The organism is Streptomyces sp. NBC_00989, assembly GCF_045162655.1.
Taxonomy (GTDB): domain Bacteria; phylum Actinomycetota; class Actinomycetes; order Streptomycetales; family Streptomycetaceae; genus Streptomyces.
Genome location: NZ_CP108728.1, coordinates 10,119,777 through 10,141,431, shown reverse-complemented (window position 1 = coordinate 10,141,431; position 21,655 = coordinate 10,119,777). Strand labels below are relative to the sequence as shown.

Here is a 21,655-nt window from a genome sequence, read left to right as displayed (position 1 = left end):
TAGGGTGCTGACCTTTCGGAACAACAAGGGGTCTGGGACGAAGGGGTCTGGGACGAAAGGGGCTGGTGCCGGGTGTGGCCGCTTGTCGACGAGGCCGACCGTGCGCGGTGGGACTACACCCCGTTCGTGAACGTGGGACCGCTGCGTTTCGGTATGAGCCACGAGCAGGCGACCGTGGCCATGGAAGCCCAGGGGTTCGTCTCCACCGTGCTCCAGAGCGAGACGAGGCACGGCGCCCTGACGCGACGGGCCGACTTCCGAGCGGCGGCCGCACCGGGATGGTCGACCGCTGTCACGGTGTACTACCGGGTCCCTGACCTCCTGACGTGCGTGACCGTCGACGCCTTGTGCGGTCCGCAGGTCCGACTGGACAGCCTCGGGTTGGTCGGACAGGTACCGTCCGAGCTCACCGGGCGGGTTTTCGACTACGTGACCGCGCGTGGCATGAGCCCCACGCTGTCCGTCGAGGGCGACGCGGCAGCAGACGAACTCGGCTTCATGCTGCGCGCGCAGCGGGCGGGCGACGTCCTGCTGTCCCGCGCGTTCTTCGCGACGTTCGAGGGCTGGGCCAACACGGTGCACGACTGCGTTCCGACCACCGAGTGGAGAGTCCGCTGAGGCTTTGATCGAAGCTCGCCAGCACGCGGTGCGGGTGTAGTTCCGCTGGTTGGGGGCGAGGCAGAGCCGCCCTCAGCCCAGCCGCCCCGGGACCGCGGTCGAGTCGCGTACCACCAGCCGGGAGCCGACGCGGATGAGGCGGCCGGCGGTCTCCGGGGCGGGGTCGCCGTGGTCGGGGCGGCCGTCGATGCGGCGCAGCAGTTGCTCGGCGGCGAGTTCGCCGAGGTCGCGGGCGCCGTTGTCGACGACGGTGATCGGCGGGTGCCAGTACGGGAACCAGGGCGCCTCCTCGTGGCACACCAGCGAGAGCTGCTCCGGCACCCGGACCCCCAGCTGCACCAGACCTCCTAGCACCCCGAACGTCGCTTCGTGGTTGGCGCTGTACAGCGCGGTGGGCGGGTTGTCCGCGGCCATCAGCCGCATGACCGCCTCCGCTCCGAACGGCACGGTGTACGGGCCGCGTGCGCACAGGGCCGGATCGGGTTCGAGTCCCGCGGTGGTCAGGGCCGCGGTGAATCCCGCGTAGCGGTCGCGCCCGGAGTCGACGTGGGGCGGGCCGCCGATGAAGGCGATGTTCCGGTGACCGAGGTCGAGGAGATGACGGACGGCGAGTTCGGCGCCGTCCCGGTCGCTGGCCATCACCGAGTCGCCGGGGGCGCTCTCGGGCGTACGCATCAGGTTGACCACGGGGATGCCGGCCGCGCTCACCTCCCGGACCGTCGCGGTGTTGTCACCCGTGCCCACGATGATCAGGCCGTCGACTCGGTGGTCCAACAGCATGTCCAGGTAACGGCGTTCGCGCGCCGGATCGGAGTCGGTGACGCACAGCAGCACTTGGTAGCCGCGTTCGTCGAGCCGCTGCTGGAGCACCTCGGTGATGCGGTGGAACGAGGCGTTCACCAGGTTCGTTATCACCAGCCCGACGAGGTTGCTGCGCCTGGTGCGCAGTCCACTGGCGATCCGGTTGGGGCGGTAGCCGAGGCGTTCCGCCGCGGACTGCACCGCGCGCTTCGTCTGCGCGCTGACCCGACTGGAACCGCTGAGCACCCGCGAGGCCGTGCTCTTGGAGACCCCTGCCGCCTCGGCCACCTGGTCCAAGGTGACGGCCACCGGCCCACCCCCGATCATGAAATCGATCCCATACAGCCCGCCTCACCCGCCGAGCCGTGATCGCCATCATGTCAGACGTGGTCGAGTCGGTGGCGTAAACAATGCGTTTCGCCAGCAGTTTCCGGCCAGAACGAGGTTGACCCCCGCCCCAGGCCGATGCCACGGTGCTGTGCAATCGATCCCACGGATTGATTCCACGGACCGATCCCACAGCGGGATCCCACGGACCGATCCAACGGATTGATTCCACTAGGTGGCGCCCCCAGCGGGCGGACACTCGATCGGAGCTCACCCATGAACACCTCGGTCGCCGCCCCCTGGCGCGGCTACTGGCCGGCCGCACCCACCCCCTTCGCCGCCGACGGCTCCCTCGACGAGGGCGCCTGGCGCGCACTGCTCGCGCTGTACGCGGAGAACGGCGTGCACGGAGTCCTGGTGAACGGCACCACCGGCGAGTGGTTCTCCCAGACCCCCGAGGAGCGCCGCCGGGTCGCCGAGATCGCGGTCGCCGAACTCTCCGGACAGATACCCGTGGTGATCGGCTGCGGCGCGTACACCGCGGCCGAGTCCGCACGCTACGGCGAGCACGCCCGCTCGATCGGCGCGGACGGCATCCTCACCACCCCGCCGCCCTACGTCCATCCGAGCCAGGACGAGATCCACGCCTTCTACGCCACCCTCGCCGGGGCGGTCGACCTGCCGCTCATGGTCTACAACTGGCCGCGCGGCACCGCCGTCGACATCACCGTCGAAACCCTCGCCAGGCTGGCCGAGTTGGACACCGTGGTGGCCGTCAAGGACAGCTCGGGCGACGAGTTGAAGGTCGCGGACACCTGTGCCGCCCTGTCCGGCAAGGTCCAGGTCTTCGGCCGCTTCATCCACCGCCGGGGCATGGCCGTCATGGCCGAGTTCGGCGGCGCCGGAAACATCGACGGCGGCGGCCTCGGCGCCCGCTTCGCCGTCCCCTTCTACGAGGCCTACTGGGCAGGCGACTTGCCCCTCGCCCGGGAATGGTCCGCACGCTACGAACGTCTTGTGAACCTGCTCGTCAACGACGACTACAGCTCACGGTTCGCCTCACCCACCTCGCAGCTCAAAGCCGCCATGCGGCTGCTCGGGCAGCCCGGAGGGCATGTACGCCCCCCGCTGCTCCCCCTTGAGGACCCGTCCGCGCTGCTCGGCCTGTCCGAGGCGCTCGACGAGGCCGGGCTGCACTCCCGCTCCACCAGCACCGGAAATTCCGCCACCACCGGAAATTCCATCAGCACCGGAAAAAGGTGAACCGACCGTGCGCAGACTTCTCATCGCGGCCTCCTCCGCCGCCGCCCTGCTCCTGACCGTGACGGCCTGTGGCAGCGAGGACTCGTCCTCGTCGTCCGCCGCCGCGGCCCCGACCGGCTGCACGCCCAAGGTGGCCAAGTCGGACCTGGTGACAGCGGGCACGCTGACGATCTCGACCAACGCGACCCTGCCGCCCATGCAGTACCTGGACGCCTCCAACAAGATCGTCGGGATGCGGGTGGACCTCGGCGACGAGATAGCCAAACTCCTGTGTCTCACCCCGAAGTTCGTCAACATCCCCTTCGACGCGCAGATCCCCGGCGTGCAGTCCGGCCGCTGGGACATGATCGACACCGGCATGTTCTACACACCGGAGCGCGCCAAGACCGTCAAACTCGTCCCCTACGAGGTCCAGGGCGTCTCGATCTCCGTCGCCAAGGGCAACCCGAAGAAGATCACCTCCGAGGACGACCTGTCCGGCAAGACCATCGCCGTAGAGGCGCCGGGCTACGAGTTCGACACCCTCACCGCGCTGAACAAGGAGCTGAAGGCGGCGGGCAAGAAGCAGGTCACCGTCCGCACCTTCACCACCACCGCCGACGCCTACCAGGCGCTGTCCGCGGGCCAGGTCGAGGGCGTGGCAATCGTCGAGGCGGTCACCAGCTACTACCAGAAGGACGGCCGTTTCGAGACGGCGGTCAAGGGCATGAACCCCGCCCCGCTCGCCTTCGGCTTCGGCAAGCAGAAGCCCGCCGACGCGGTCGCGGACGCGCTCAACACCCTTCGCGGCAACGGGTACTTGGCCAAGCTCTTCAAGAAGTACGGCGTCACGGCCTACACCGGCGACCTCAAGGTGACCACCGGCGCGATCAGCGCGAAGTAACCCGATCAGCGCCAAGTAACCAGCGAAGGGCGAGAGCCATGTGGTCCTGGGATGCCTTCTTCGACTTCCTCACCAATCCCCAGCTCGTCCAGGGAGCCTGGACGACGATCTGGCTGACCACGGTCAGCATGGCGCTCGCCCTGCCGCTCGCCGTGCTCGTGGCAGTCGGCAGAGCGTCCCGCTTCAGGCCGGTCCGGCTGGTCACGGGCTTCTACGTGTGGCTGATGCGCGGCACGCCGCTGCTGGTCCAACTGGTCATCATCTACACGGGCTTGCCCCAGCTGGGCCTGCGCCTCGGCGTGATCAGCGCGGCCCTGACCGGCCTGGTCCTCAACGAGGCGGCGTACCTCTCGGAGATCGTCCGCGCCGGGGTCCTCTCGGTCCCGCGCGGTCAGTCCGAGGCCGCCCGCGCACTGGGCATGCCGCCCTGGAAGGTGTTCCGGGTGGTGGTCATGCCGCAGGCGCTGCGGGTGATGGTCCCGCCGCTCGGCAACAGCTTCAACGGACTGCTCAAGACGACCACGCTCGTCTCGGTGATCTCCGTCGAAGAGCTGCTGCGCCGCACCCAGTTCGCCGTCCAGACCAACTTCCGCGTCCTGGAGGGACTCACAGCGGCGGCCCTGTACTACCTGGCGATGACCACCTTGTGGGGACTGGTCCAGCGGTGGCTGGAGATCCGGGTCGGCCGCGGCCACCAGACCGGGCCGAGCCGTGGCCGCCGTATCAAGAGCGCGGCCCTGCCGGCACTCGAATTGGAGACCCGATGACCACCGAGACGGTCGTTGAAGCGCGCCAAGTACGCAAGTCCTACGGCGGTGTCGAAGTTCTCAAGGGCATCGACCTGACCGTCCGGCAAGGGGAGGTCGTGCTCGTCCTGGGTCCTTCGGGCGGGGGCAAGAGCACCTTCCTGCGCACCCTCAACCACCTGGAGACCCCCGACTCGGGCACCGTCAGCATCTGCGGCGAGCGGATCGGCTACGGCGAGCGGGGCGGCCGCCAACTCGCCCTGCGGGAGCGGCGGATCGCCGTCCAGCGGCGGCGCACCGGCATGGTGTTCCAGCAGTTCAACCTTTTCCCGAACATGACCGCGCTGGACAACGTGGCGTCCGGTCCGGTGCACGTGAACGGTGTCTCCAAGGCCGAAGCACGTGGCGCGGCATGGGAGTTGCTGGCCATGGTGGGACTCGCCGACAAGACCGGCTCCTACCCCTCGCAACTCTCCGGCGGCCAGCAGCAGCGGGTGGCCATCGCCCGCGCCCTGGCGATGCGCCCGGAGCTGCTGCTCTTCGACGAACCCACCTCGGCGCTGGACCCGGAGATGGTCGGCGAGGTCCTCGACGTCATGGTCCGGCTCCGCGAGGAGGGCATGACCATGATCGTCGTCAGCCATGAGATGGGTTTCGCCCGGGCGGCGGCCGACCGGGTGGCGTTCATCGCCGACGGCCTGGTGGTGGAGGACAAGTCCCCGGACGTCTTCTTCTCCGCGCCGGAACACGAACGCACCCGCCAGTTCCTGGACCGCATCCTGTGAACCCCCCACCCCTCTTGATCCCTGTGAGCACAGCCATGAGCACCAACTCCCCGCCGCAGACGGTCACCGTGACCATCGACGGCACCCCCGGCCAGGCCTGGGCGGGTCAGTCCGTGACCGCCGTCCTGGTCGCCGCCGGCATCTGGCCGCTGCGCCGCAACCCGGTCAACGGCCAGTTGCGCGGCCCCTTCTGCGGGATGGGCGTCTGCCTGGAGTGCGAGGTGACCATCAACGGCCGCCCCGGCTCCCGGAGTTGCACCGCGCACGTCACCGACGGCATGGACATCCGCACCCACACCGAGCCCCTGCCGACGGCCGCGCATGGCTGACGTCATCGCGGAGTCGGCGGCGGACGTCGCGGTGGTCGGCGGCGGACCGGCCGGGCTGCACGCGGCGCTGGTCCTGGCCCGGGGCGGGCTGAGTGTCGTACTGCTCGACGAGTCCGACACCCTGGGCGGCCAGTACTACAAGCGCCGGGCCGAGCAACTGGCCGCCGCCTTCGGCGACTTCCGGCCTCGCGGCACCGAACTGATCGACCAGGTGCGGGCCGCCGGGGTCGACGTCCGCACCGGCACCCTGGTCTGGGGCGCCGAGGACGCGGGCCGCACCCTGTTCACCTCCGACGTCCGCACGGGCGCCCTCGGCCGGGTCAACGCCCGGACCACGCTTGCCGCGACGGGCGCGTACGAACGCTCCCTGCCCTTCCCGGGCTGGACCCTGCCGGGCGTGGTCACCCCCGGGTTCGCCCTGCACCTGGCCACCATGGACCGGGTTCCCGTGGGCCAGCGGGTGGTGCTCGCCGGGACCGGGCCGTTCCTCCTCCCGGTCGCCTGCGCGCTGCTGGAGGTGGGCGCCCGGATCGAGGCGCTGGTCGAGCTCAACCACCCCTACCGGCCCGGAATTTCCTCGGTCGGCGGCGCCCTGAGACAGCCCGCCCGGCTGGCGGAGGCGGCCCGCTATCTGCTGACCCTCGCCCGGCACGGCGTCCGCGTCGAACAGGGCGCCCGCGTCCTGGCAGCGCACGGCGACACCCAGGTCACCGCCGTGGACATCGGCCAGGAGGACGGCGGCGTACGGCAGTTGGAGACCGACGCGCTGTGCGTGGGCTTCGGCTTCCGCCCCAGCACCGAACTGCCCCGGCTGCTGGGCTGCCGTACGCAGGCGGACCCGACCGGCACGGAGCGGCTCCCGGTCGTGGACGCGGACGGCGCGACCTCGGTGGACGGCCTGTACGTCGCCGGGGACTGTGCCGGTATCGCGGGGGTGCACGCGGCGGGCGTACGAGGGCAGTTGGCCGCCCACGCGATCCTGCGCCGCCTGGCCCCCGAACGCGCGCCCGCGCGGGTCACCGGCCTGCGCCGCCGGGCCCGCGCCCTGGACCGTTTCGCCGAACTGGCCGACCGCCTCTACCCGTTGCCGGCCGCGGCCGACATCCCCGACGCCACTCAGGTCTGCCGCTGCGAGGGCGTCAGCGCGGGCGAGATCCGGCAGGCCGCCGCGACCGGCTGGAACGACCTGCACGGCACCAAGGCCGCCACCCGCGCCGGCATGGGTCCCTGCCAGGGCCGTGAATGCGGCCACATCGTCGCGGCGTTGGCCGGACGGAGCGAGGGCGTGGCGGAGTGCTTCGCGGCCCGCATGCCGATACGGCCGTTGCCCATGGCCGCGCCGGTCGAAGGGCAGGAGGTCCTGTGACCCGGCCCGACGTCGTCGTCATCGGCGCCGGCATCCTCGGCGCGAGTGCCGCCTTCCATCTGGCCGAACGCGGTTACCGGGTCGTGGTGCTGGAGCGCGGCGCGCCCAACCGCGAGGGCTCCGGCACCACCGCGGGCAACCTCCACATCCAGGCCATCCACACCCGCCGTCCGGGCCAGGACGTGCCGGTCGACAGCGCCCGTCTGCTGCCCCTGCAACGCCGGGCGTCCGACCACTGGTCGCAGATCGAGGAACGGCTCGGCGCGGACGTGGAGTTGCGGCGCGGCGGCGGCTTCATGGTCGCCGAGACCGCCGTACAGGAAGAGGAGTTGAGGGAGAAGCACGCGTGGGAGCGGCGGGCGGGTATTCCCACCGAGGTGGTCACCGGAGACGAGGCCCGCAAGCAGTTGCCGTTGCTCTCCGACCGGGTACGCGCCGCGAGTTGGTGCCCGCTCGACGGCTACGCCAACCCGCTCCTGATCACCCCCGCCTATCTGGCAGCGGCCCGCCGCCTCGGTGCAGAACTGCACGCCTTCACCCCTGTGACCGGCATCCGGCGGGTCGGCGACGACTACAAGGTGCTGTCGGGCGACCGGAGTTGGACGGCCCCCGTGGTCGTCAACACGGCCGGTCCGTGGATCACGGAGACCTCCGCGCTGGCCGGGATCCACATCCGGATGTCACCGGTCGCGATCCAGATGCACGTGACCGTGCGGGTCCCGCCGGTCATGCGCCATCTGGTCCAGCACATCGGCGAGGGCATGTCCGTCAAGCAGGTCAGTGCGGGCAACCTGCTGATCGGCGGCGGCTGGCCCGCGGCGAGGCTCGACATGGAAGGCCGCAGCACCGTCAGCGTGCCCAGCATGGCCGGCAACATCGCCCAGGCCGGGCGCATCCTGCCGTTCCTCGGCGATCTGCGGCTGCTGCGCATGTGGGCCGGGCCGCTGGCCGCGACCCCGGACGAGATGCCGGTGATCGGTGAAGTCCCGGGCCACCCCGGGTTCTTCGTCGCGGGCGGCACCTACGCGTTCACCCTCGCCCCGGTGTGGGGCGACACGCTGGCCCGCCAGATCGCCGGGGAGGCCCCGGCCGACCCGGTGGACGACCTCGGCCCCGGCCGCCTGCTGCACGACGACGCCACCACTCCCGTATCGCCCTGAAAGGCACTCCCCCATGACCCTGAGAATGTTCGTCAACGGCCAGGCGATGTCCGGCGGCACCCTCAACCACGCGCTGAGCGAGGCCCGTCTGCTGGGTCCCGCCCGCACGGCACCGGCGTACCGCTTCCTCTCCGTGCGCGACGAGTTCCCCGGCCTGCACCCGGTCGCGGAGGGCGGCGCGTCGATCAACGGCGAGGTGTACGAGGTCAGTTACGAGGTGCTGCGCGAGCGGCTGCTGCCCGAGGAGCCCGCGGAACTCGAACTGGGCGTGATCGCCCTTGCGGACGGCTCGGGTTCCTTCTCGATGCGCATGCGCGCCTCCGCGCTGACGGCACCCGGGGTCGTCGACATCACCGGCCACGGCGGCTGGCACGCCTACCTCGCCTCTCTCTGACACCTACTCGCTGGAGGTCCGCCATGTCCCACCCCTCATCGACCGAACCCGTCGACCTCGTCGTCCGGGGCGGCACCGTGGTCAACGCCGACTGGCAGGGCGCCGCGGACGTCCTGGTGGGCGGCGGCAAGGTGCTCGGGGTGGTGGAGCCCGGCGCGTACCGCGCCGTACAAGCCGCCGCCACCGCCGAGTTGGACGCCTCCGGACGCCTCGTGCTGCCCGGCGGCGTCGACCCGCACTGCCATGTCGGCTTCACCTCGGGGGACTTCACCTCCCTCGACGACTACCGGCAGGCCACCACGGCGGCGGTCTTCGGCGGTACGACCACGATCGTGGACTTCGCCATCCCGCGCCCCGGCGAGAACCCGGCCGACGTCGCGGCGGTCCAACGCGCCAAGGCGGCCCAGGGGTTGTGCGACAGCGCGCTGCACGGGTGCGTGGTCGAGTGGGACGACACCGTGCCGGAGCAGCTGCGGTCGCTGGCCTCCGACGGCATCGTCACGGTGAAGATGTTCACCACGTACCGCGGCGAGACGATGGCCGACGAGAAGACCATCCTCAACGTGATGACCACGCTGCGGGACCTGGGCGGCATGGTGGTCATCCACTGCGAGGCGGACCACATCATCGCGGACACGCAGGAGCGCGGCGAGGCGGCCGGGTCGATCGGCGCGTCCCATCACGCGGGTACGCGGCCGGAGTTGGCCGAGAACGCGTCGGTCGCCGAGATCCTCGCCATCGCGGAGTCGGTGTCGGCCCCGGTGTACTTCGTCCACCAGTCGACGCCCGAGGCGGTCGACCTGGTGGCGCGCGCCCGCGGCCGGGGAGTGCGGGCGTTCACGGAGACGGTCGCCCACCACCTGGTCCTGGACGACTCCGCATACGCGGGCCCGCATCCCGAACGCTTCGTGTGCTGCCCGCCGTTGCGGGACGCCGGCACGGTCGCCGGACTGCGCTCCCGGCTGCTCATGGGCCAGGTGGCGACGATCGGCAGCGACCACTGCTGCTACGACACGGCCCAGAAGGAGTCGGTGAGCCACGACGTACGGGCGATGCCCAACGGCCTGCCCGGAGTTGAGACCCGTATGCCCGTGATCTTCAGCGAGCTGGTGGTCAAGGGCGGTCTGCCGGTGGGCCGCTTCGTCGAGTTGATGTGCGCCAACCCGGCCCGGCTCAAAGGTCTTTACCCCCGCAAGGGAGTCATCGCGCCCGGCTCGGACGCGGACCTGGTGATCTGGGACCCGGCGGCCACCCGGGCCGTCCGCAGCACCGGCCTGCACATGGCGACGGACTACACGCCGTACGAGGGCATGGCGGTCACCGGCTGGCCGGAGACCGTCGTGGTGGGCGGCCGTCCCGTCGTGGAGGCCGGCCGGCTGACGGACGGCGAAGCCCGGGGGCGTCATCTGCGCTCGGGCCCGCTGAGCCGGTCCCTGGTCTGCTGACCTCTCGCGGGCGTCTGGTATATCGCTGGTATGCGCACTGAATTCAACCCGGCCCAGCTGGAACCGGTCGTGGTCTACCGCCTGCTCAACTCGACCGTCGTCCCGCGCCCCATCGCCTGGGTGTCGACCGTCTCCGCCGACGGCGTCGACAATCTCGCCCCGCACTCCTTCTTCACCGTCTCGTCGGTCGCGCCGCCCATCGTGCAGTTCACCTCGGTCGGCCGTAAGGACTCGCTGCGCAATGTCGAGGCCACCGGGCAGTTCGTGGTCAACCTCGCCCCGGAGCCGCTCATCGACGAGGTGAACAGGACCGCCACGGACTTCCCGCACGGCGTCAGCGAGTTCGACGCCGTGGGAGTGGAGCGCGAGGCCAGTACCCGGGTGAAGGCACCGCGTGTCGCCCGCTCCCCCGTGGCGCTGGAGTGCGAACTGCACAGCACGCTCCGGCTTGGCGACTCCACCGTGGTCTTCGGACGGGTGGTGCACATCGCGATCGACGAGAGCGTCCTGGAGGACGGCCATCCCGAGGTCACCCGGCTGCGCCCCTTGGCGCGTCTGGGCAAGGACGAGTGGAGCACCGTCGGCGAGGTCCGCGACCTGCGTCGTATCCGGTACGCCGACTGGCCCGCGTCGAGCTGAGCCGGGAGGTCATGCGGGGCTCACCGCCAGCACGGTGTTCTGGCCGCCGAACCCCATGGAGTTGCTGAGGGCCAGACCGATCCTGCGGGGCGTCCCGGTCGTGGTCAGGGTGAGGTCGATCTCCGGATCGGGGGTGGTGTGGTCGGCCGTGGGCGGGACGACGCCGTGCTGGACGGCGAGCGCGGTGTAGGCGGCCTCGACGGCTCCGGCGGCGCCGAGGAGATGCCCGGTGACGCCCTTGGCGGAGCTGACGGGCGGCCCGTCGGGCAGGACCCGGCGCAGGGTGCGGGCCTCGACCAGGTCGCTCATCGGCGTGGAGGTGCCGTGCGCGTTGACGTGGGCGACGTCCCGGGGCGCGGCGCCCGTCTCGGCGAGGGCCTGCCGGATCGCCTGTTCCAGGCCCTGTCCTTCCGGGTGCGGGGAGGTGATGTGGTGGGCGTCGGCGCTGCTGCCGTGCCCCGTGATCCGCCCGGACGCGCGCCCCGCGGGCCCGTGCGTCGGCGGTCCGCTCCAGGACGAGGAGACCGGCACCCTCGCCGGCGACGAAGCCGTCACGGTGGGCGTCGAAGGGCCGGGAGGCGCCCTGTGGATCGTCACCGCGCCGGGAGAGCGCGCCCATCCTGGCGAACCCCGCCATGATCAGCGGGGTGACGAGCGCTTCGCTGCCGCCGGTGAGGACGATGTCGCAGCGGTCCAGCGCCAGCAGGTCGCGCGCGGTGGCGATCGCCGTGGCACCGGAGGCGCAGGCGGTGGCCACGACCAGGTTGGGGCCTCGCGCGCCGAACTCCATCGCCACCTGTCCGGCCGGCATGTTGGGCAGGTACATCGCGAGCAGCAGCGGTTTCTCCGCCAGCAGCACCTGGTGCTGTTCTTCGAAGGTATGGGTGCCGCCCCCAGGACTCGGCGGTGCTCCCTCGGCCACGGCCCGCACGCATCCCGACCGCCCTCGCGCGAAGGCGTCGTGGAGAGCGGCCAGGAAGGTGGAACCCGGAGCGAGATCCTCGTCGCCCGCCGTCTCCACGTCGAGACTGTGCACCTCCGTGAACCGTGCACCGGCGCCCTTCACGTACTCAAGAGCCGGCCTGGTCTTCCCGATCCCCGCCTGGCCGCTCAGCGTGACCACCCTGGCCCGGGCGAGCAGTTCGTCGATCTCCGCCAGCTCCCGCCGACGCCCCACGAAGGCATCGGTCCGGCTCCGCAGGGTTCCGGCCGTCTCGACCGTACGTCCCGGACGTGGTCGCCCCACGCGCCCAGGGCCTTGCGACGACGGTACGCCCGCTGTCTGCACGCATCCGAGCAGTATCGCGTCGGCCGCCCTTTGGAAATCCGAGCAGCCCCCATATGTGCGCCGCATTCCAGGAATTCGCCGACGCTCTTCATGGTGCAACCCCTCGCAAGCCCCGCCACCTGCGGTGATCTATGCACACTGCGCCACAGAGCCGCCATGCACGCGGATTCCGGCACTCACCAAGAGACGGAAAACATTTCGCATGACGTCGTGACAAGTTCGCCGGAACAGGATTTCGAAGGCGCTCCGCGCACGAAGTAGAGTCGACCCATGCAAGACACCGGGCGGATGGAGCCGACGCCCCGCCGGAACCTGCGCGAAGAGCAGAAGATCCTCACGCATCGCCGACTGCTCGACGCGGCCGTCACGGTCTTCACCGAGAAGCCGTTCCTCGACGCACGCATGGAGGACATCGCGCAGGCGGCGGGGGTCACACGGGCCACGGTCTACGCCCATTTCCCCGGCAAGGCCGAGATCGTCGACGCGCTGGTGGACCACGTGTACGGCGTGATGGGCGAGGCCTACGCCGACCTGGCCGCATTGCCGCGCTGGACCCGGGCCGGCATCCGCACCTGGCTGGACGAGGCCGCGGCCCGCTGGCGCGAGATGGCGCCCGTCCGCCGTGTCGCCAACGCGGCGGCTCCGGCGGCGCTCCGCAGCCTCGGCGAGGGCCGGGTGCAGTACGTCGACGCGCACGAGCGCTATGTCGCGATGCTGGTCGGCCCGCCGGAGCGCTGGCGCGGTGTCGATCCCGGGGAGGCCCGTCAACGGGCGCTGATGGCCGTGCTGCAGACCGAGTCGTTCTTCGCCGCCTGGATCGCCGTCGAGTGGCCGCTGGAGACCGCCGACCCGCTGCATTTGCTGGCCGACTCCCTCTGCCATCTCCTCGCCCCCGCGCTGGAGAACGACGGCGCCGTCAGCTGACGGGTGGCCGTGCACGTCGGCCATGTCGGCACAGGCATCCACCAACAGGGCGTAAAGCAACGGTAGTTGCCCTTCAGCCCCCCCTCCGACTGAAGGACAACTACCGCCCACACGGCTGCCGTTGCTCAGGCACCCTCACCAACTGCCGTCACCCCGGCGGCCGGATGTGTCGCCGCGGCAGCCTCCGCCTCGCCGTGCGGAGCGCGGGCGCGGATGCCGATGGTGAGGAGGGCGACGGCCGCGGCCACCAGCATGCCGATGCCGCCGACGAGGGCGCAGGTGTGCAGCGCGTCCGTGAAGCTCGCTCCGTAGGCGGCCAGGGCCTGACCCGTCGCCTCGCCGGTGTTCAGGTGGAGGAAGGCGCCCGCCTGGATGCCGGCGCCGTTGACCATGCCGATGACCTGGCCCTGGTCGGCCGGGTTCAGGCCGGACGCGGCGACGTGTCCCGGCAGCGTTTCCAGGGTGCGGTGGGTGAGGACGACGCCGAAGATGGCGGGGCCCAGGGCGCTGCCGATCTGGCGGAGGGCGCTGTTGGCGGCACCGGCGGTGCTGCCCAGCCGGCGCGGCAGACTGTTCATGGCGATCGTGGTGATAGGGGCCATCGCCAGCGCGATGCCGACGCCCAACACCGCGATGACCAGGGCCGCTTCGCCGGTTCCGGTGCTCGCGTCGAAGAGGCTCACCAGGAGCGCCCCGATGCCGCCGACGAGCAGGCCGGTCACCAGCACGAGGCCGGGCGAGAACCGGTGCATCAGCCGACCGACCACCGGACCGAGGACGACGGTGAAGCCGTTGAGCGCGATCAGGCGCAGCCCGATGTCCCAGGTCGAGGCGTGGTGGACGAGGCCGAAGTACTCGCTGAGCGAGAACACCAGACCGACCTGCGCGAACAGCGTGAGCGCCATGACGAACGCGGCCCCGGAGAACGCCGGGGACGTGAACAGCCGCATGTCCAACATCGGGCAGCGCGACCGCAGTTCGACCAGGACGAAGGCCGGCAGGGCGAGCGCCGCCACGACGAACGCGGTGACGACCTCGGCCGAACCCCAGCCCGCGGCGCCGCCGCCCTCGATGACGCCGTAGACGATGGCGGTGATGGCGACGACGGCGAGGAGTTGGCCGGGTATGTCGAGGTGGCGCTCGCGGTCCGAGCGGGAGTCGACCAGGGTGAAGGCGCCGACCAGGACCGTGACGGCGCCGATGGCAAGGGTGGGCAGGAAGATCCAGCGCCAGCTCGCGTGTTCCACGATCAGGCCATTGAAGAGGGGGCCGAGGGTCAGGCCGAGGCCGAGGGCGGCCGTCCACAGGGCTATCGCTGCGCCCCGCTTGCGGTGGTCGGGGCAGACGTGGCTGATCAGACCGAGGGTCGCGGGCAGCAGGGCGGCGGTGCCGACGCCGGTGAGGGCCTGGCCGACGCAGACCTGCACGACGCCGTGCGCGGTGAGGGCGACGAGACAGCCGAGACAGGACAGCGTCAGGCCGATCAGATACATCTTCTTACGGCCGTAGAGGTCGCCGATGACACCGCAGGTCAGGAGCAGTGCGGCGGTCGGCAGGATGAAGGCGTCGGTGATCCACTGGAGCCCGGTGGTGGACGCGTCGAGCGCCTGCTGGATCACCGGAAGCGCGACCGACACCCCGACGACGGGCAGGTAGGAAACGAACACTCCCACGCAGGCCAGGACGATGGTGGCGGTGACGTTCCGGGACGGACTGTCCGGCTGCGGGGCCGGCGGCGAGACTTCGGAGACCAGGGTCGGCATGGCACCTCTCAACGACGTACGGGGCGGGTTGACCGGGTGTGAACTGCGCGTGGCGCTCTGTGCGTTCTGTGCGCAGCTACGGTGGGGGTGCCGGTGCCGACTCCGTCGATCGTGGCCCGTGGTCCGGAAGTTGACCTGGTTGTACGGCTTGAATCTCCATTGACGTCAGCCATTTCTTTTCGGGAAATCGCTTCGGACCGTATACCGGGGACCCGGTCCAGGAGATGCCGTTGGACCTGCAAACTAAGCTGAACAGCGGCGACGTCAGGACGCCTCGTCGAGCGGGAACGCGCAGGTGGCGGGCGGTTCAGCCGGCGGCGACGTTGGCGGTGATCAGCCGGAGGAGCTGCTTGGCCAGGGCGTCCTGCTCGGGCGTCAGGCCCATGGCGTCACCGATGGCGAGGGGTACGGCGGCGGCCTGTTCGCGCATCCGCTCCCCCGCGTCGGTGAGCCGGATGGCGACCGAGCGTTCGTCGTCGCGCCGGCGTTCGCGGCGCAGCAGACCGCTCGCCTCCAGCCGCTTCAGGAGCGGGGAGAGGGTGCTGGATTCCAGTTGGAGCGCGGTGCCCAGGTCCCGTACGGAGATCGAGTCCTGCTCCCAGAGCACGAGCATGACGAGGTACTGCGGGTAGGTCAGGCCGAGTTCTTCCAGCAGTGGGCGGTAGCGGGCGGTCACCGCGCGGGACGCCGCGTACAGCGCGAAGCACAACTGGTCGTCGAGGAGCAGAGATCCCTCGGCCGGTTCCGCGGCGGCTGGGCTCATGGCGCGACTCCTCGCTCCGACGTCTATGGCGTCATTGGCGGCTACGGCGCCCTTCAGGGCATTCACCACCTTATCGTTCAGGTCCAGTCGATTCTATCGAGCGCACTTTAGTTGTGCACGACTAAATCGCACGCTACTCTCATCCTCGTGCCGCACCACCGGTCGAGACCCGCCCGGAACCCGCCGCGGCACCCGATCCGAGGAGATCGCCATGACCGACAGCACCGCACCCCGCCCCGTCCTCGAACCCGCCGCCCAGGCCTTCGTCGAGGCGACCGCGAACCCGCCGTACCTCTTCGACCTCGCCCCGGCGGAGGGCCGCAAGGCCGTCGACGAGGTGCAGTCCGGGGAGATCGCGAAGCCCACCGTCGACGAGGAGTGGATCACCGTGTCCGGCGGCCCGACCGGGCAGGTCAAGGCCCGTATCGTCCGCCCGGCCGGAGTCACCGGCACGCTCCCGGTGATCATCTACATCCACGGCGCGGGCTGGGTCTTCGGCAACGCCCACACCCACGACCGGCTGGTGCGCGAACTGGCCGTCGGCGCGAACGCCGCCGTGGTCTTCCCGGAGTACGACCTCTCCCCCGAGGCCCGCTACCCGGTCGCCATCGAGCAGAACTACGCCGTCGCCCGGTGGGTCGTCCAGGAGGGCGCGGCCAAGGACCTCGATCCGGCCCGCATCGCGGTGGTCGGCGACTCGGTGGGCGGCAACATGACGGCCGCGCTGACCCTGATGGCCAAGGAGCGGGGCGATGTCCCCCTGGTGCAGCAGGTGCTGTTCTACCCGGTCACCGACGCGAACTTCGACACCGGCTCCTACGGCCAGTTCGCCACCGGCTACTTCCTGCGCCGTGACGGCATGCAGTGGTTCTGGGACCAGTACACGACCGACGAGGCCGAGCGCGCCCAGATCACCGCCTCCCCGCTGCGGGCGACCACCGAGCAGCTCACCGGCCTGCCCCCGGCCCTCGTCATCACCGGCGAGGCCGACGTGCTGCGCGACGAGGGCGAGGCCTACGCAAACAAGCTCCGCGAGGCCGGAGTCCCCGTCACCGCCGTCCGTTTCCAGGGGATCATCCACGACTTCGTGATGCTCAACGCCCTGCGCGAGACGCACGCCGCCGAGGCCGCGATCACGATGGCCGTCACCGTCCTGCGCAAGGCGCTCGCCTCCGGCTGATCTACGGCACACTCGGCGGCATGGACACCGATGCGTTCGTACGGACCCTGGACCGGGAGGGCGGCCTGCTGGCCTCGGCAGCGGAGGCGGCGGGCGTGGACGCCGAGGTGCCGCCCTGTCCCGGGTGGCAGGTGCGGGACCTGCTGCGGCACACGGGGATGGTGCATCGCTGGGCGACCGGGTTCGTCGCCGAGGGATACACCGAGTACCACCCCGACGGCGGCCTCCCGGACCTGGACGGCGCCGAGTTGCTGGCCTGGTTCCGGGCGGGGCACCGCTCCCTCGTGGACACCCTCTCCGCCGCCCCGCCCGACGTGGAGTGCTGGCACTTCCTGCCGGCGCCGTCACCGCTCGCGTTCTGGGCGCGGCGCCAGGCGCACGAGACGACCGTGCACCGGATGGACGCCGAGGCGGCGCGCGGCGGAGTGGCCGGCGGGACCGCCCCGGACTTCGCGGCCGACGGCATCGACGAGTTGCTGCGCGGCTTCCACGGCCGCCGCAAGAGCAGGGTCCGCAGCGAGGAGCCCCGGGTGCTGCGGGTGCGGGCGACGGACGCGGACGGCGCCGTGTGGACCGTGCGGCTGTCCCAGGAACCGCCCGCCGCCGAGCGGAACGGCACCGGGCGCGCCGACTGCGAACTGGCCGGTCCCGCCGGGCAGTTGTACCGGGCGCTGTGGAACCGGGGGCCGTTCCCCGGCGTGACCGGTGACGTGTCGCTCGCAGCGCTGTGGCGGGAGAAGTCCACCGTCACCTGGAACTGAAACGGGTCCGGGACCGACGGATCCGGAGCCGACGACGCGTCAGCCGGCCAGCATCTTCGTCAACACCGCACGCTGCAGCGGGAGTACCTCACCGTGCAGCGCGCGCCCCTTGTCCGTGAGGGTCACGCGGACGCCCCGCCGGTCCTCCGCGCACATGCCGCGCTCGACGAGGCCGTCCTTCTCCAGCCGGGCGATCAGGCGGGACAGAGCGCTCTGACTGAGGTGGACGCGCTCGGAGATCTCCTGGACACGGAACGCGCAGGACTCGCCGGACAGCACGTCGAGAACCTCGAAGTCGCTGCCGCACAAGCCGTGTTGATGCAGAGCGCGGTCCAGTTCGCACTGTGTGCGGGCGTGCAGCGCCAGCATCTCCCGCCATTGGTCCACGAGCGCCTGCTCGGCCTTCTTCGCCGCCATGACAGCGCACCGTAGCAGAGAAACACGTTTGTTGCATCGGAATTAAATGCTCTTGCATTCGATGCATGCGCATGTATTGTCTCCGGCATGACCTCTCCGCTCTCCCCTCCCGCGGCCCCGTCCTCGGCGGTCCGCTGGACCCCCCGGCTGTGGGGCACCCTGCTGGTGCTCTGCGCCGCGATGTTCCTGGACGCGCTCGACGTGTCGATGGTCGGTGTCGCCCTGCCCTCCATCGGTTCCGAACTCGACCTCTCCACCTCGACGCTCCAATGGATCGTCAGCGGCTACATCCTGGGATACGGCGGCCTGCTCCTCCTCGGCGGCCGGACCGCCGACCTGCTCGGCCGCCGCCAGGTCTTCCTGGTCGCCCTGGGTGTCTTCGCGGTGGCCTCACTGCTCGGCGGGCTCGTCGACTCGGGCCCGCTGCTGATCGCCAGCCGCTTCATCAAGGGCCTCAGCGCGGCCTTCACCGCACCGGCCGGTCTGTCGATCATCACGACGACCTTCGCCGAGGGCCCGCTGCGCAACCGCGCCCTGTCCATCTACACCACCTGCGCGGCCACCGGCTTCTCGATGGGCCTGGTCCTCTCCGGCCTGCTCACGGAGGCCAGTTGGCGGCTCACCATGCTGCTGCCCGCGCCGATCGCGCTGCTCGCCCTCCTCGCCGGCCTGAAGCTGCTGCCGCGCAGCGAACGCGAGAAGGACCACAACGGCTACGACATCCCGGGCGCCGTCCTCGGCACCGCGTCGATGCTGCTGCTGGTGTTCACCGTCGTCCAGGCTTCCGAGGCCGGCTGGGCGTCGGCCCGAACTCTCCTCTCCTTCCTGGCGGTTGCCGTCCTGCTGACCGTCTTCGTGTTCGTCGAGCGGCGCTCCGCGGGGCCGTTGATCCGGCTCGGTGTGCTGCGCTCCGGCAACCAGATCCGCGCCCAGCTCGGCGCGATGGCCCTCTTCGGGTCGTACGTCGGCTTCCAGTTCCTGGTCACGCTGTACATGCAACAGCTGCTCGGCTGGTCGGCGTTGCACACCGCGCTCGCCTTCCTGCCGGCCGGCGCGCTGGTGGCGGCGTCCTCGACGAAGATGGGTGCGATCGTCGACCGGTTCGGCACCCAGCGGCTGATCGTGGTGGGCTTCGCGCTGATGGTCGTGGGGTACGCCCTGTTCCTGCGGGTCAGCGTCGATCCCGTGTACGCGTCGGTCATCCTGCCCTCGATGCTGCTGATCGGCGCGGCCTTCGCGCTGGTCTTCCCCTCACTCAACATCCAGGCCACCAACGGGGTCGACGACCACGAACAGGGCATGGTCTCCGGGCTGTTGAACACCTCGGTGCAGGTCGGCGGCGCGATCTTCCTGGCCGTCGTCACGGCGGTGGTGACCGCCCACGCCCCGGCGCACGCCACCCCGCAGGCGGTGCTGGACAGTTACCGCCCCGGGTTGGTCGTGGTGACGTTCATCGCGCTCGCCGGGCTGCTGATCACGCTGCCGGGGCTGCGTACCCGCCGTACCCGACAGTCCATCGTCGTAGCCAAGTCCACTGTGACGGAGGCGGAAGCGGAGCGCGTGGCGGTCCGCGACTAGGGGGACGCCTCCCTGAGTGTGCGCCCGGCGGAGCCGATTGCTCCGCCGGGCGCACACGTGTGAGACTTTCGGGATGACGACGACCGGGGGACGGCGCACGCAGGCCGAGCGGGACGCGATGACCGTCGAGATCGGGTACGCGCTGGTCAGCGCGGCGTTCGTGGCGGCGGTGCTGTTCGGGGCGGTCGCCGGTCCGGCGTTGCTGTTCGAACTGCCGGGTGCCGTCGAGACGTTGCTGGTGCGCGGGGCGCTCGTGCTGGTGCCGGTCGTGTTCCTCGTCCGGGTGGTGACCGTGCTGTACCGGTATCGGCAGGGAGCGGTTCAGCCCAGCCAGCCGGGGCGTACCAACCCCGACTCGTAGGCCAGCACGACCAGTTGGGCCCTGTCCCGGGCGCCCAGTTTCACCATCGTGCGGCTGACGTGGGTCTTCGCGGTCAGCGGGCTGACGACCAGGCGGCGGGCGATCTCGTCGTTGGAGAGTCCGATGCCGACCAGGGCCATCACCTCCCGTTCCCTCTCGGTGAGTTGGGTGAGGGCGTCGGCGGTCGCGGGTTCCTTGGAGCGGGCGGCGAACTCGGCGATCAGGCGCCGGGTCACCCCGGGTGACAGCAGCGCGTCGCCGTCCACCACAGCCCTTACGGCGCGCAGGAGTTCGTCCGGTTCGGTGTCCTTGACCAGGAAGCCGGAGGCGCCCGAGCGGATCGCCTCGAAGACGTACTCGTCGAGTTCGAAGGTCGTCAGCATGACCACCTTCACGTCTTTCAAGCCGCTGTCCCCGGTGATGCGGCGGGTCGCGGCCAGACCGTCGAGCAGCGGCATGCGGATGTCCATCAGGACGACGTCCGGGCGCAGTTCGCCCACCGCGCGCACGGCCTCCTCACCGTCGGACGCCTCACCGGCCACCTCGATGTCCGGCTGCGCGTCCAGCAGGGCCTTGAAGCCGGCCCGGACCAGGGCCTGGTCGTCGGCGAGCAGTACCCGGATCACCGGTCGTCCTCCTTCGGCGTGACCTTCAACGGCAGTACGGCGAGCACCCGGAAGCCGCCGTCCGGGCCCGGACCCGATTCGATCGTGCCACCGAGCGCGGCGGCCCGCTCCCGCATCCCGGCCAGCCCGTTGCCGCTGCCCCCGGCGTCCGCGCCGGTCGCGGGCCCGTCGTCGTCGATGCGCAGCCGTAGCTCCCGGGGGTCGTGCTCGACGTGCACGCGCGCGTGCCGCGAACCGGAATGTCGTACGACATTGGTGAGCGCCTCCTGGACGATGCGGAAGGCGGCGAGGTCGGTGCCCGGCGACAGACGGGGCGGCGTTCCGTCGATCGCGACGGTCAGGCCCGCGCTCGCCGCCTGCTGCACCAGTTCGGGCAGCCGGTCCAGGCCCGGGGCCGGGGCGCGCGGGGCGTCGCCCGGGGCGCGCAGGGTGTCGAGGACCTGGCGGACCTCGCCGAGCGCTTCCTTGCTGGCGGCCTTGATGGTGGTCAGGGCCGTGCGGGCCTGCTCGGGGTCGGAGTCGAGGAGCGCGAGGCCGACGCCCGCCTGGACGTTGATGACGGAGATGCTGTGCGCGAGGACGTCGTGCAGTTCGCGGGCCATCCGCAGCCGTTCCTCGTCGGCGCGGCGCCGGGCCGCCTGGGCACGCTCGGCCCGGTCCCGGGCCCACTGCTCGCGACGGGTGCGGGCCAGTTCGGAGATCGCGGCGACGGCCACCACCCAGGTGGCGACGGCCAGTTCACGGCCCCACGGCATTCCGTGGTCGTGCTGCGGGGGCAGCCACCGGTAGAGCCAGTGCGCGACCAGGAGATGCGCCGCCCAGAGAACACCGAGCGCGGTCCAGGCGGCCCAGCGACGGCCGGCGACAACGGCACTGAAGCAGCCGAGCGCGACGGGCACGAAGACCGGGCCGTACGGATATCCGGCGCCGAAGTAGACCACGGTGACCAGCACGGTCCCGAAGGCCACCCACACGGGGTACCGGTGACGCCACAGGAGCAGCGCCGACCCGGCGATGAGCAGCACGCGCGCGTAGAGGTCGAGCGGGACGCGGTCGGGCTGACTGTGCGAGGCGAAGTTGCTGCCGCCCAGCACAAGCACGGTGACCAGCAACGTGGAACGCCAGGGCCACCGCGCCGAGTCACCCCACGGCGGTCCGTGCCGCCACCACTGGGGCGGTCCCCCACCGCGTACCCACTGCTCGTCCATGCACGTCACGCTAGACGCCGCACCGCACCG

At 70.9% G+C, this 21,655-nt stretch carries 22 protein-coding genes and 1 pseudogene; 16 read left to right on the top strand and 7 right to left on the bottom strand.

What is annotated here, in order from left to right:
* Positions 1 to 72: 72 nt before the first annotated feature.
* Positions 73 to 618, top strand: a complete 546-nt coding sequence (locus tag OG714_RS45635; protein WP_406130056.1) for a hypothetical protein — start codon at positions 73 to 75, stop codon at positions 616 to 618.
* A gap of 72 nt (positions 619 to 690) precedes the next feature.
* On the opposite strand, the gene OG714_RS45630 is transcribed toward OG714_RS45635, so the two are convergent.
* Complete coding sequence (locus tag OG714_RS45630; protein WP_406130054.1) at positions 691 to 1,728, bottom strand: LacI family DNA-binding transcriptional regulator; 1,038 nt, start codon at positions 1,726 to 1,728, stop codon at positions 691 to 693.
* 294 nt (positions 1,729 to 2,022) lie between these two features.
* Between OG714_RS45630 and OG714_RS45625 the strand changes: the two genes are divergently transcribed.
* From OG714_RS45625 to OG714_RS45580, 10 genes are read left to right on the top strand one after another with little or no spacing between them, the layout of a single operon-like run.
* Positions 2,023 to 3,009, top strand: a complete 987-nt coding sequence (locus OG714_RS45625; protein ID WP_406130052.1) for a dihydrodipicolinate synthase family protein — start codon at positions 2,023 to 2,025, stop codon at positions 3,007 to 3,009.
* A 7-nt stretch (positions 3,010 to 3,016) separates the two neighbouring features.
* Positions 3,017 to 3,892 (top strand): ABC transporter substrate-binding protein, encoded by an 876-nt coding sequence (locus OG714_RS45620; protein ID WP_406130050.1) that lies wholly within the window; start codon positions 3,017 to 3,019, stop codon positions 3,890 to 3,892.
* Between the two features lie 38 nt (positions 3,893 to 3,930).
* Positions 3,931 to 4,659 (top strand): amino acid ABC transporter permease, encoded by a 729-nt coding sequence (locus OG714_RS45615; protein ID WP_406130048.1) that lies wholly within the window; start codon positions 3,931 to 3,933, stop codon positions 4,657 to 4,659.
* The gene (locus OG714_RS45610) at positions 4,656 to 5,423 is read left to right on the top strand and encodes an amino acid ABC transporter ATP-binding protein (protein ID WP_406130046.1); all 768 of its coding nucleotides are present in this window, start codon (positions 4,656 to 4,658) and stop codon (positions 5,421 to 5,423) included. Before OG714_RS45615 ends, OG714_RS45610 begins: the two co-directional genes overlap by 4 nt.
* Before the next feature lie 35 nt (positions 5,424 to 5,458).
* The gene (locus OG714_RS45605) at positions 5,459 to 5,752 is read left to right on the top strand and encodes a (2Fe-2S)-binding protein (RefSeq protein ID WP_406130044.1); all 294 of its coding nucleotides are present in this window, start codon (positions 5,459 to 5,461) and stop codon (positions 5,750 to 5,752) included.
* Positions 5,745 to 7,118, top strand: coding sequence for an FAD-dependent oxidoreductase (locus OG714_RS45600; RefSeq protein ID WP_406130043.1), 1,374 nt, complete (start codon positions 5,745 to 5,747; stop codon positions 7,116 to 7,118). The genes OG714_RS45605 and OG714_RS45600 overlap by 8 nt, the downstream gene beginning before the upstream one ends.
* Positions 7,115 to 8,278, top strand: a complete 1,164-nt coding sequence (locus tag OG714_RS45595) for an NAD(P)/FAD-dependent oxidoreductase (protein ID WP_406130041.1) — start codon at positions 7,115 to 7,117, stop codon at positions 8,276 to 8,278. Before OG714_RS45600 ends, OG714_RS45595 begins: the two co-directional genes overlap by 4 nt.
* A 13-nt stretch (positions 8,279 to 8,291) precedes the next feature.
* Positions 8,292 to 8,672 (top strand): gamma-glutamylcyclotransferase, encoded by a 381-nt coding sequence (locus OG714_RS45590; protein WP_406130039.1) that lies wholly within the window; start codon positions 8,292 to 8,294, stop codon positions 8,670 to 8,672.
* A 23-nt stretch (positions 8,673 to 8,695) separates the two neighbouring features.
* Positions 8,696 to 10,117 carry a dihydropyrimidinase gene (hydA, locus tag OG714_RS45585; protein WP_406130037.1) on the top strand — a complete coding sequence of 474 codons (1,422 nt, stop codon included), beginning with the start codon at positions 8,696 to 8,698 and terminating at the stop codon, positions 10,115 to 10,117.
* A 30-nt stretch (positions 10,118 to 10,147) separates the two neighbouring features.
* Positions 10,148 to 10,756 carry a flavin reductase family protein gene (locus OG714_RS45580; protein WP_406130036.1) on the top strand — a complete coding sequence of 203 codons (609 nt, stop codon included), beginning with the start codon at positions 10,148 to 10,150 and terminating at the stop codon, positions 10,754 to 10,756.
* 9 nt (positions 10,757 to 10,765) lie between these two features.
* Here OG714_RS45580 and OG714_RS45575 read toward each other — a convergent pair.
* Positions 10,766 to 11,648, bottom strand: a pseudogene (locus OG714_RS45575) (beta-ketoacyl-[acyl-carrier-protein] synthase family protein); the annotation flags it as partial.
* A gap of 666 nt (positions 11,649 to 12,314) precedes the next feature.
* Between OG714_RS45575 and OG714_RS45570 the strand changes: the two are divergent.
* On the top strand, positions 12,315 to 12,968 hold the full coding sequence (locus OG714_RS45570) for a TetR/AcrR family transcriptional regulator (RefSeq protein WP_406130034.1): 654 nt from the start codon (positions 12,315 to 12,317) through the stop codon (positions 12,966 to 12,968).
* A gap of 125 nt (positions 12,969 to 13,093) precedes the next feature.
* On the opposite strand, the gene OG714_RS45565 is transcribed toward OG714_RS45570, so the two are convergent.
* Positions 13,094 to 14,731, bottom strand: coding sequence for an MFS transporter (locus tag OG714_RS45565; RefSeq protein ID WP_406130032.1), 1,638 nt, complete (start codon positions 14,729 to 14,731; stop codon positions 13,094 to 13,096).
* 307 nt (positions 14,732 to 15,038) lie between these two features.
* Positions 15,039 to 15,494, bottom strand: coding sequence for a MarR family winged helix-turn-helix transcriptional regulator (locus OG714_RS45560; protein ID WP_406130030.1), 456 nt, complete (start codon positions 15,492 to 15,494; stop codon positions 15,039 to 15,041).
* A 211-nt stretch (positions 15,495 to 15,705) separates the two neighbouring features.
* Between OG714_RS45560 and OG714_RS45555 the strand changes: the two genes are divergently transcribed.
* Together OG714_RS45555 and OG714_RS45550 are read left to right on the top strand one after the other, a co-directional pair.
* Positions 15,706 to 16,674: an alpha/beta hydrolase gene (locus OG714_RS45555; protein ID WP_406130029.1), complete on the top strand. Its 969-nt coding sequence runs from the start codon at positions 15,706 to 15,708 to the stop codon at positions 16,672 to 16,674.
* 20 nt (positions 16,675 to 16,694) lie between these two features.
* Positions 16,695 to 17,435 (top strand): maleylpyruvate isomerase family mycothiol-dependent enzyme, encoded by a 741-nt coding sequence (locus OG714_RS45550; RefSeq protein WP_406130027.1) that lies wholly within the window; start codon positions 16,695 to 16,697, stop codon positions 17,433 to 17,435.
* Between the two features lie 39 nt (positions 17,436 to 17,474).
* Here OG714_RS45550 and OG714_RS45545 read toward each other — a convergent pair whose 3' ends face one another.
* Complete coding sequence (locus OG714_RS45545; protein WP_406130025.1) at positions 17,475 to 17,852, bottom strand: MarR family winged helix-turn-helix transcriptional regulator; 378 nt, start codon at positions 17,850 to 17,852, stop codon at positions 17,475 to 17,477.
* Positions 17,853 to 17,939: 87 nt separating this feature from the next.
* Between OG714_RS45545 and OG714_RS45540 the strand changes: the two genes are divergently transcribed.
* Complete coding sequence (locus OG714_RS45540; protein ID WP_406130023.1) at positions 17,940 to 19,430, top strand: MFS transporter; 1,491 nt, start codon at positions 17,940 to 17,942, stop codon at positions 19,428 to 19,430.
* Positions 19,431 to 19,503: 73 nt separating this feature from the next.
* Positions 19,504 to 19,791 (top strand): DUF6332 family protein, encoded by a 288-nt coding sequence (locus OG714_RS45535; RefSeq protein ID WP_406130022.1) that lies wholly within the window; start codon positions 19,504 to 19,506, stop codon positions 19,789 to 19,791.
* Here the strand turns inward: OG714_RS45535 and OG714_RS45530 are convergent.
* Complete coding sequence (locus OG714_RS45530; RefSeq protein WP_406130020.1) at positions 19,752 to 20,417, bottom strand: response regulator; 666 nt, start codon at positions 20,415 to 20,417, stop codon at positions 19,752 to 19,754. The genes OG714_RS45535 and OG714_RS45530 overlap by 40 nt on opposite strands.
* Positions 20,414 to 21,625 (bottom strand): sensor histidine kinase, encoded by a 1,212-nt coding sequence (locus OG714_RS45525; protein WP_406130018.1) that lies wholly within the window; start codon positions 21,623 to 21,625, stop codon positions 20,414 to 20,416. The genes OG714_RS45530 and OG714_RS45525 overlap by 4 nt, the downstream gene beginning before the upstream one ends.
* Between the last annotated feature and the right edge of the window lie 30 nt (positions 21,626 to 21,655).

Excerpts from the sequence above, each read along its gene's own strand:
- OG714_RS45625 (WP_406130052.1), top strand. The coding sequence starts at position 2,023 with ATGAACACCTCGGTCGCCGCCCCCTGGCGCGGCTACTGGCCGGCCGCA.
- OG714_RS45615 (WP_406130048.1), top strand. The coding sequence starts at position 3,931 with ATGTGGTCCTGGGATGCCTTCTTCGACTTCCTCACCAATCCCCAGCTC.
- OG714_RS45610 (WP_406130046.1), top strand. The coding sequence starts at position 4,656 with ATGACCACCGAGACGGTCGTTGAAGCGCGCCAAGTACGCAAGTCCTAC.
- OG714_RS45605 (WP_406130044.1), top strand. The coding sequence starts at position 5,459 with ATGAGCACCAACTCCCCGCCGCAGACGGTCACCGTGACCATCGACGGC.
- OG714_RS45600 (WP_406130043.1), top strand. The coding sequence starts at position 5,745 with ATGGCTGACGTCATCGCGGAGTCGGCGGCGGACGTCGCGGTGGTCGGC.
- OG714_RS45590 (WP_406130039.1), top strand. The coding sequence starts at position 8,292 with ATGACCCTGAGAATGTTCGTCAACGGCCAGGCGATGTCCGGCGGCACC.
- hydA (WP_406130037.1), top strand. The coding sequence starts at position 8,696 with ATGTCCCACCCCTCATCGACCGAACCCGTCGACCTCGTCGTCCGGGGC.
- OG714_RS45580 (WP_406130036.1), top strand. The coding sequence starts at position 10,148 with ATGCGCACTGAATTCAACCCGGCCCAGCTGGAACCGGTCGTGGTCTAC.
- OG714_RS45570 (WP_406130034.1), top strand. The coding sequence starts at position 12,315 with ATGCAAGACACCGGGCGGATGGAGCCGACGCCCCGCCGGAACCTGCGC.
- OG714_RS45565 (WP_406130032.1), bottom strand. The coding sequence starts at position 14,731 with ATGCCGACCCTGGTCTCCGAAGTCTCGCCGCCGGCCCCGCAGCCGGAC.
- OG714_RS45560 (WP_406130030.1), bottom strand. The coding sequence starts at position 15,494 with ATGAGCCCAGCCGCCGCGGAACCGGCCGAGGGATCTCTGCTCCTCGAC.
- OG714_RS45555 (WP_406130029.1), top strand. The coding sequence starts at position 15,706 with ATGACCGACAGCACCGCACCCCGCCCCGTCCTCGAACCCGCCGCCCAG.
- OG714_RS45550 (WP_406130027.1), top strand. The coding sequence starts at position 16,695 with ATGGACACCGATGCGTTCGTACGGACCCTGGACCGGGAGGGCGGCCTG.
- OG714_RS45545 (WP_406130025.1), bottom strand. The coding sequence starts at position 17,852 with ATGGCGGCGAAGAAGGCCGAGCAGGCGCTCGTGGACCAATGGCGGGAG.
- OG714_RS45540 (WP_406130023.1), top strand. The coding sequence starts at position 17,940 with ATGACCTCTCCGCTCTCCCCTCCCGCGGCCCCGTCCTCGGCGGTCCGC.
- OG714_RS45535 (WP_406130022.1), top strand. The coding sequence starts at position 19,504 with ATGACGACGACCGGGGGACGGCGCACGCAGGCCGAGCGGGACGCGATG.
- OG714_RS45525 (WP_406130018.1), bottom strand. The coding sequence starts at position 21,625 with ATGGACGAGCAGTGGGTACGCGGTGGGGGACCGCCCCAGTGGTGGCGG.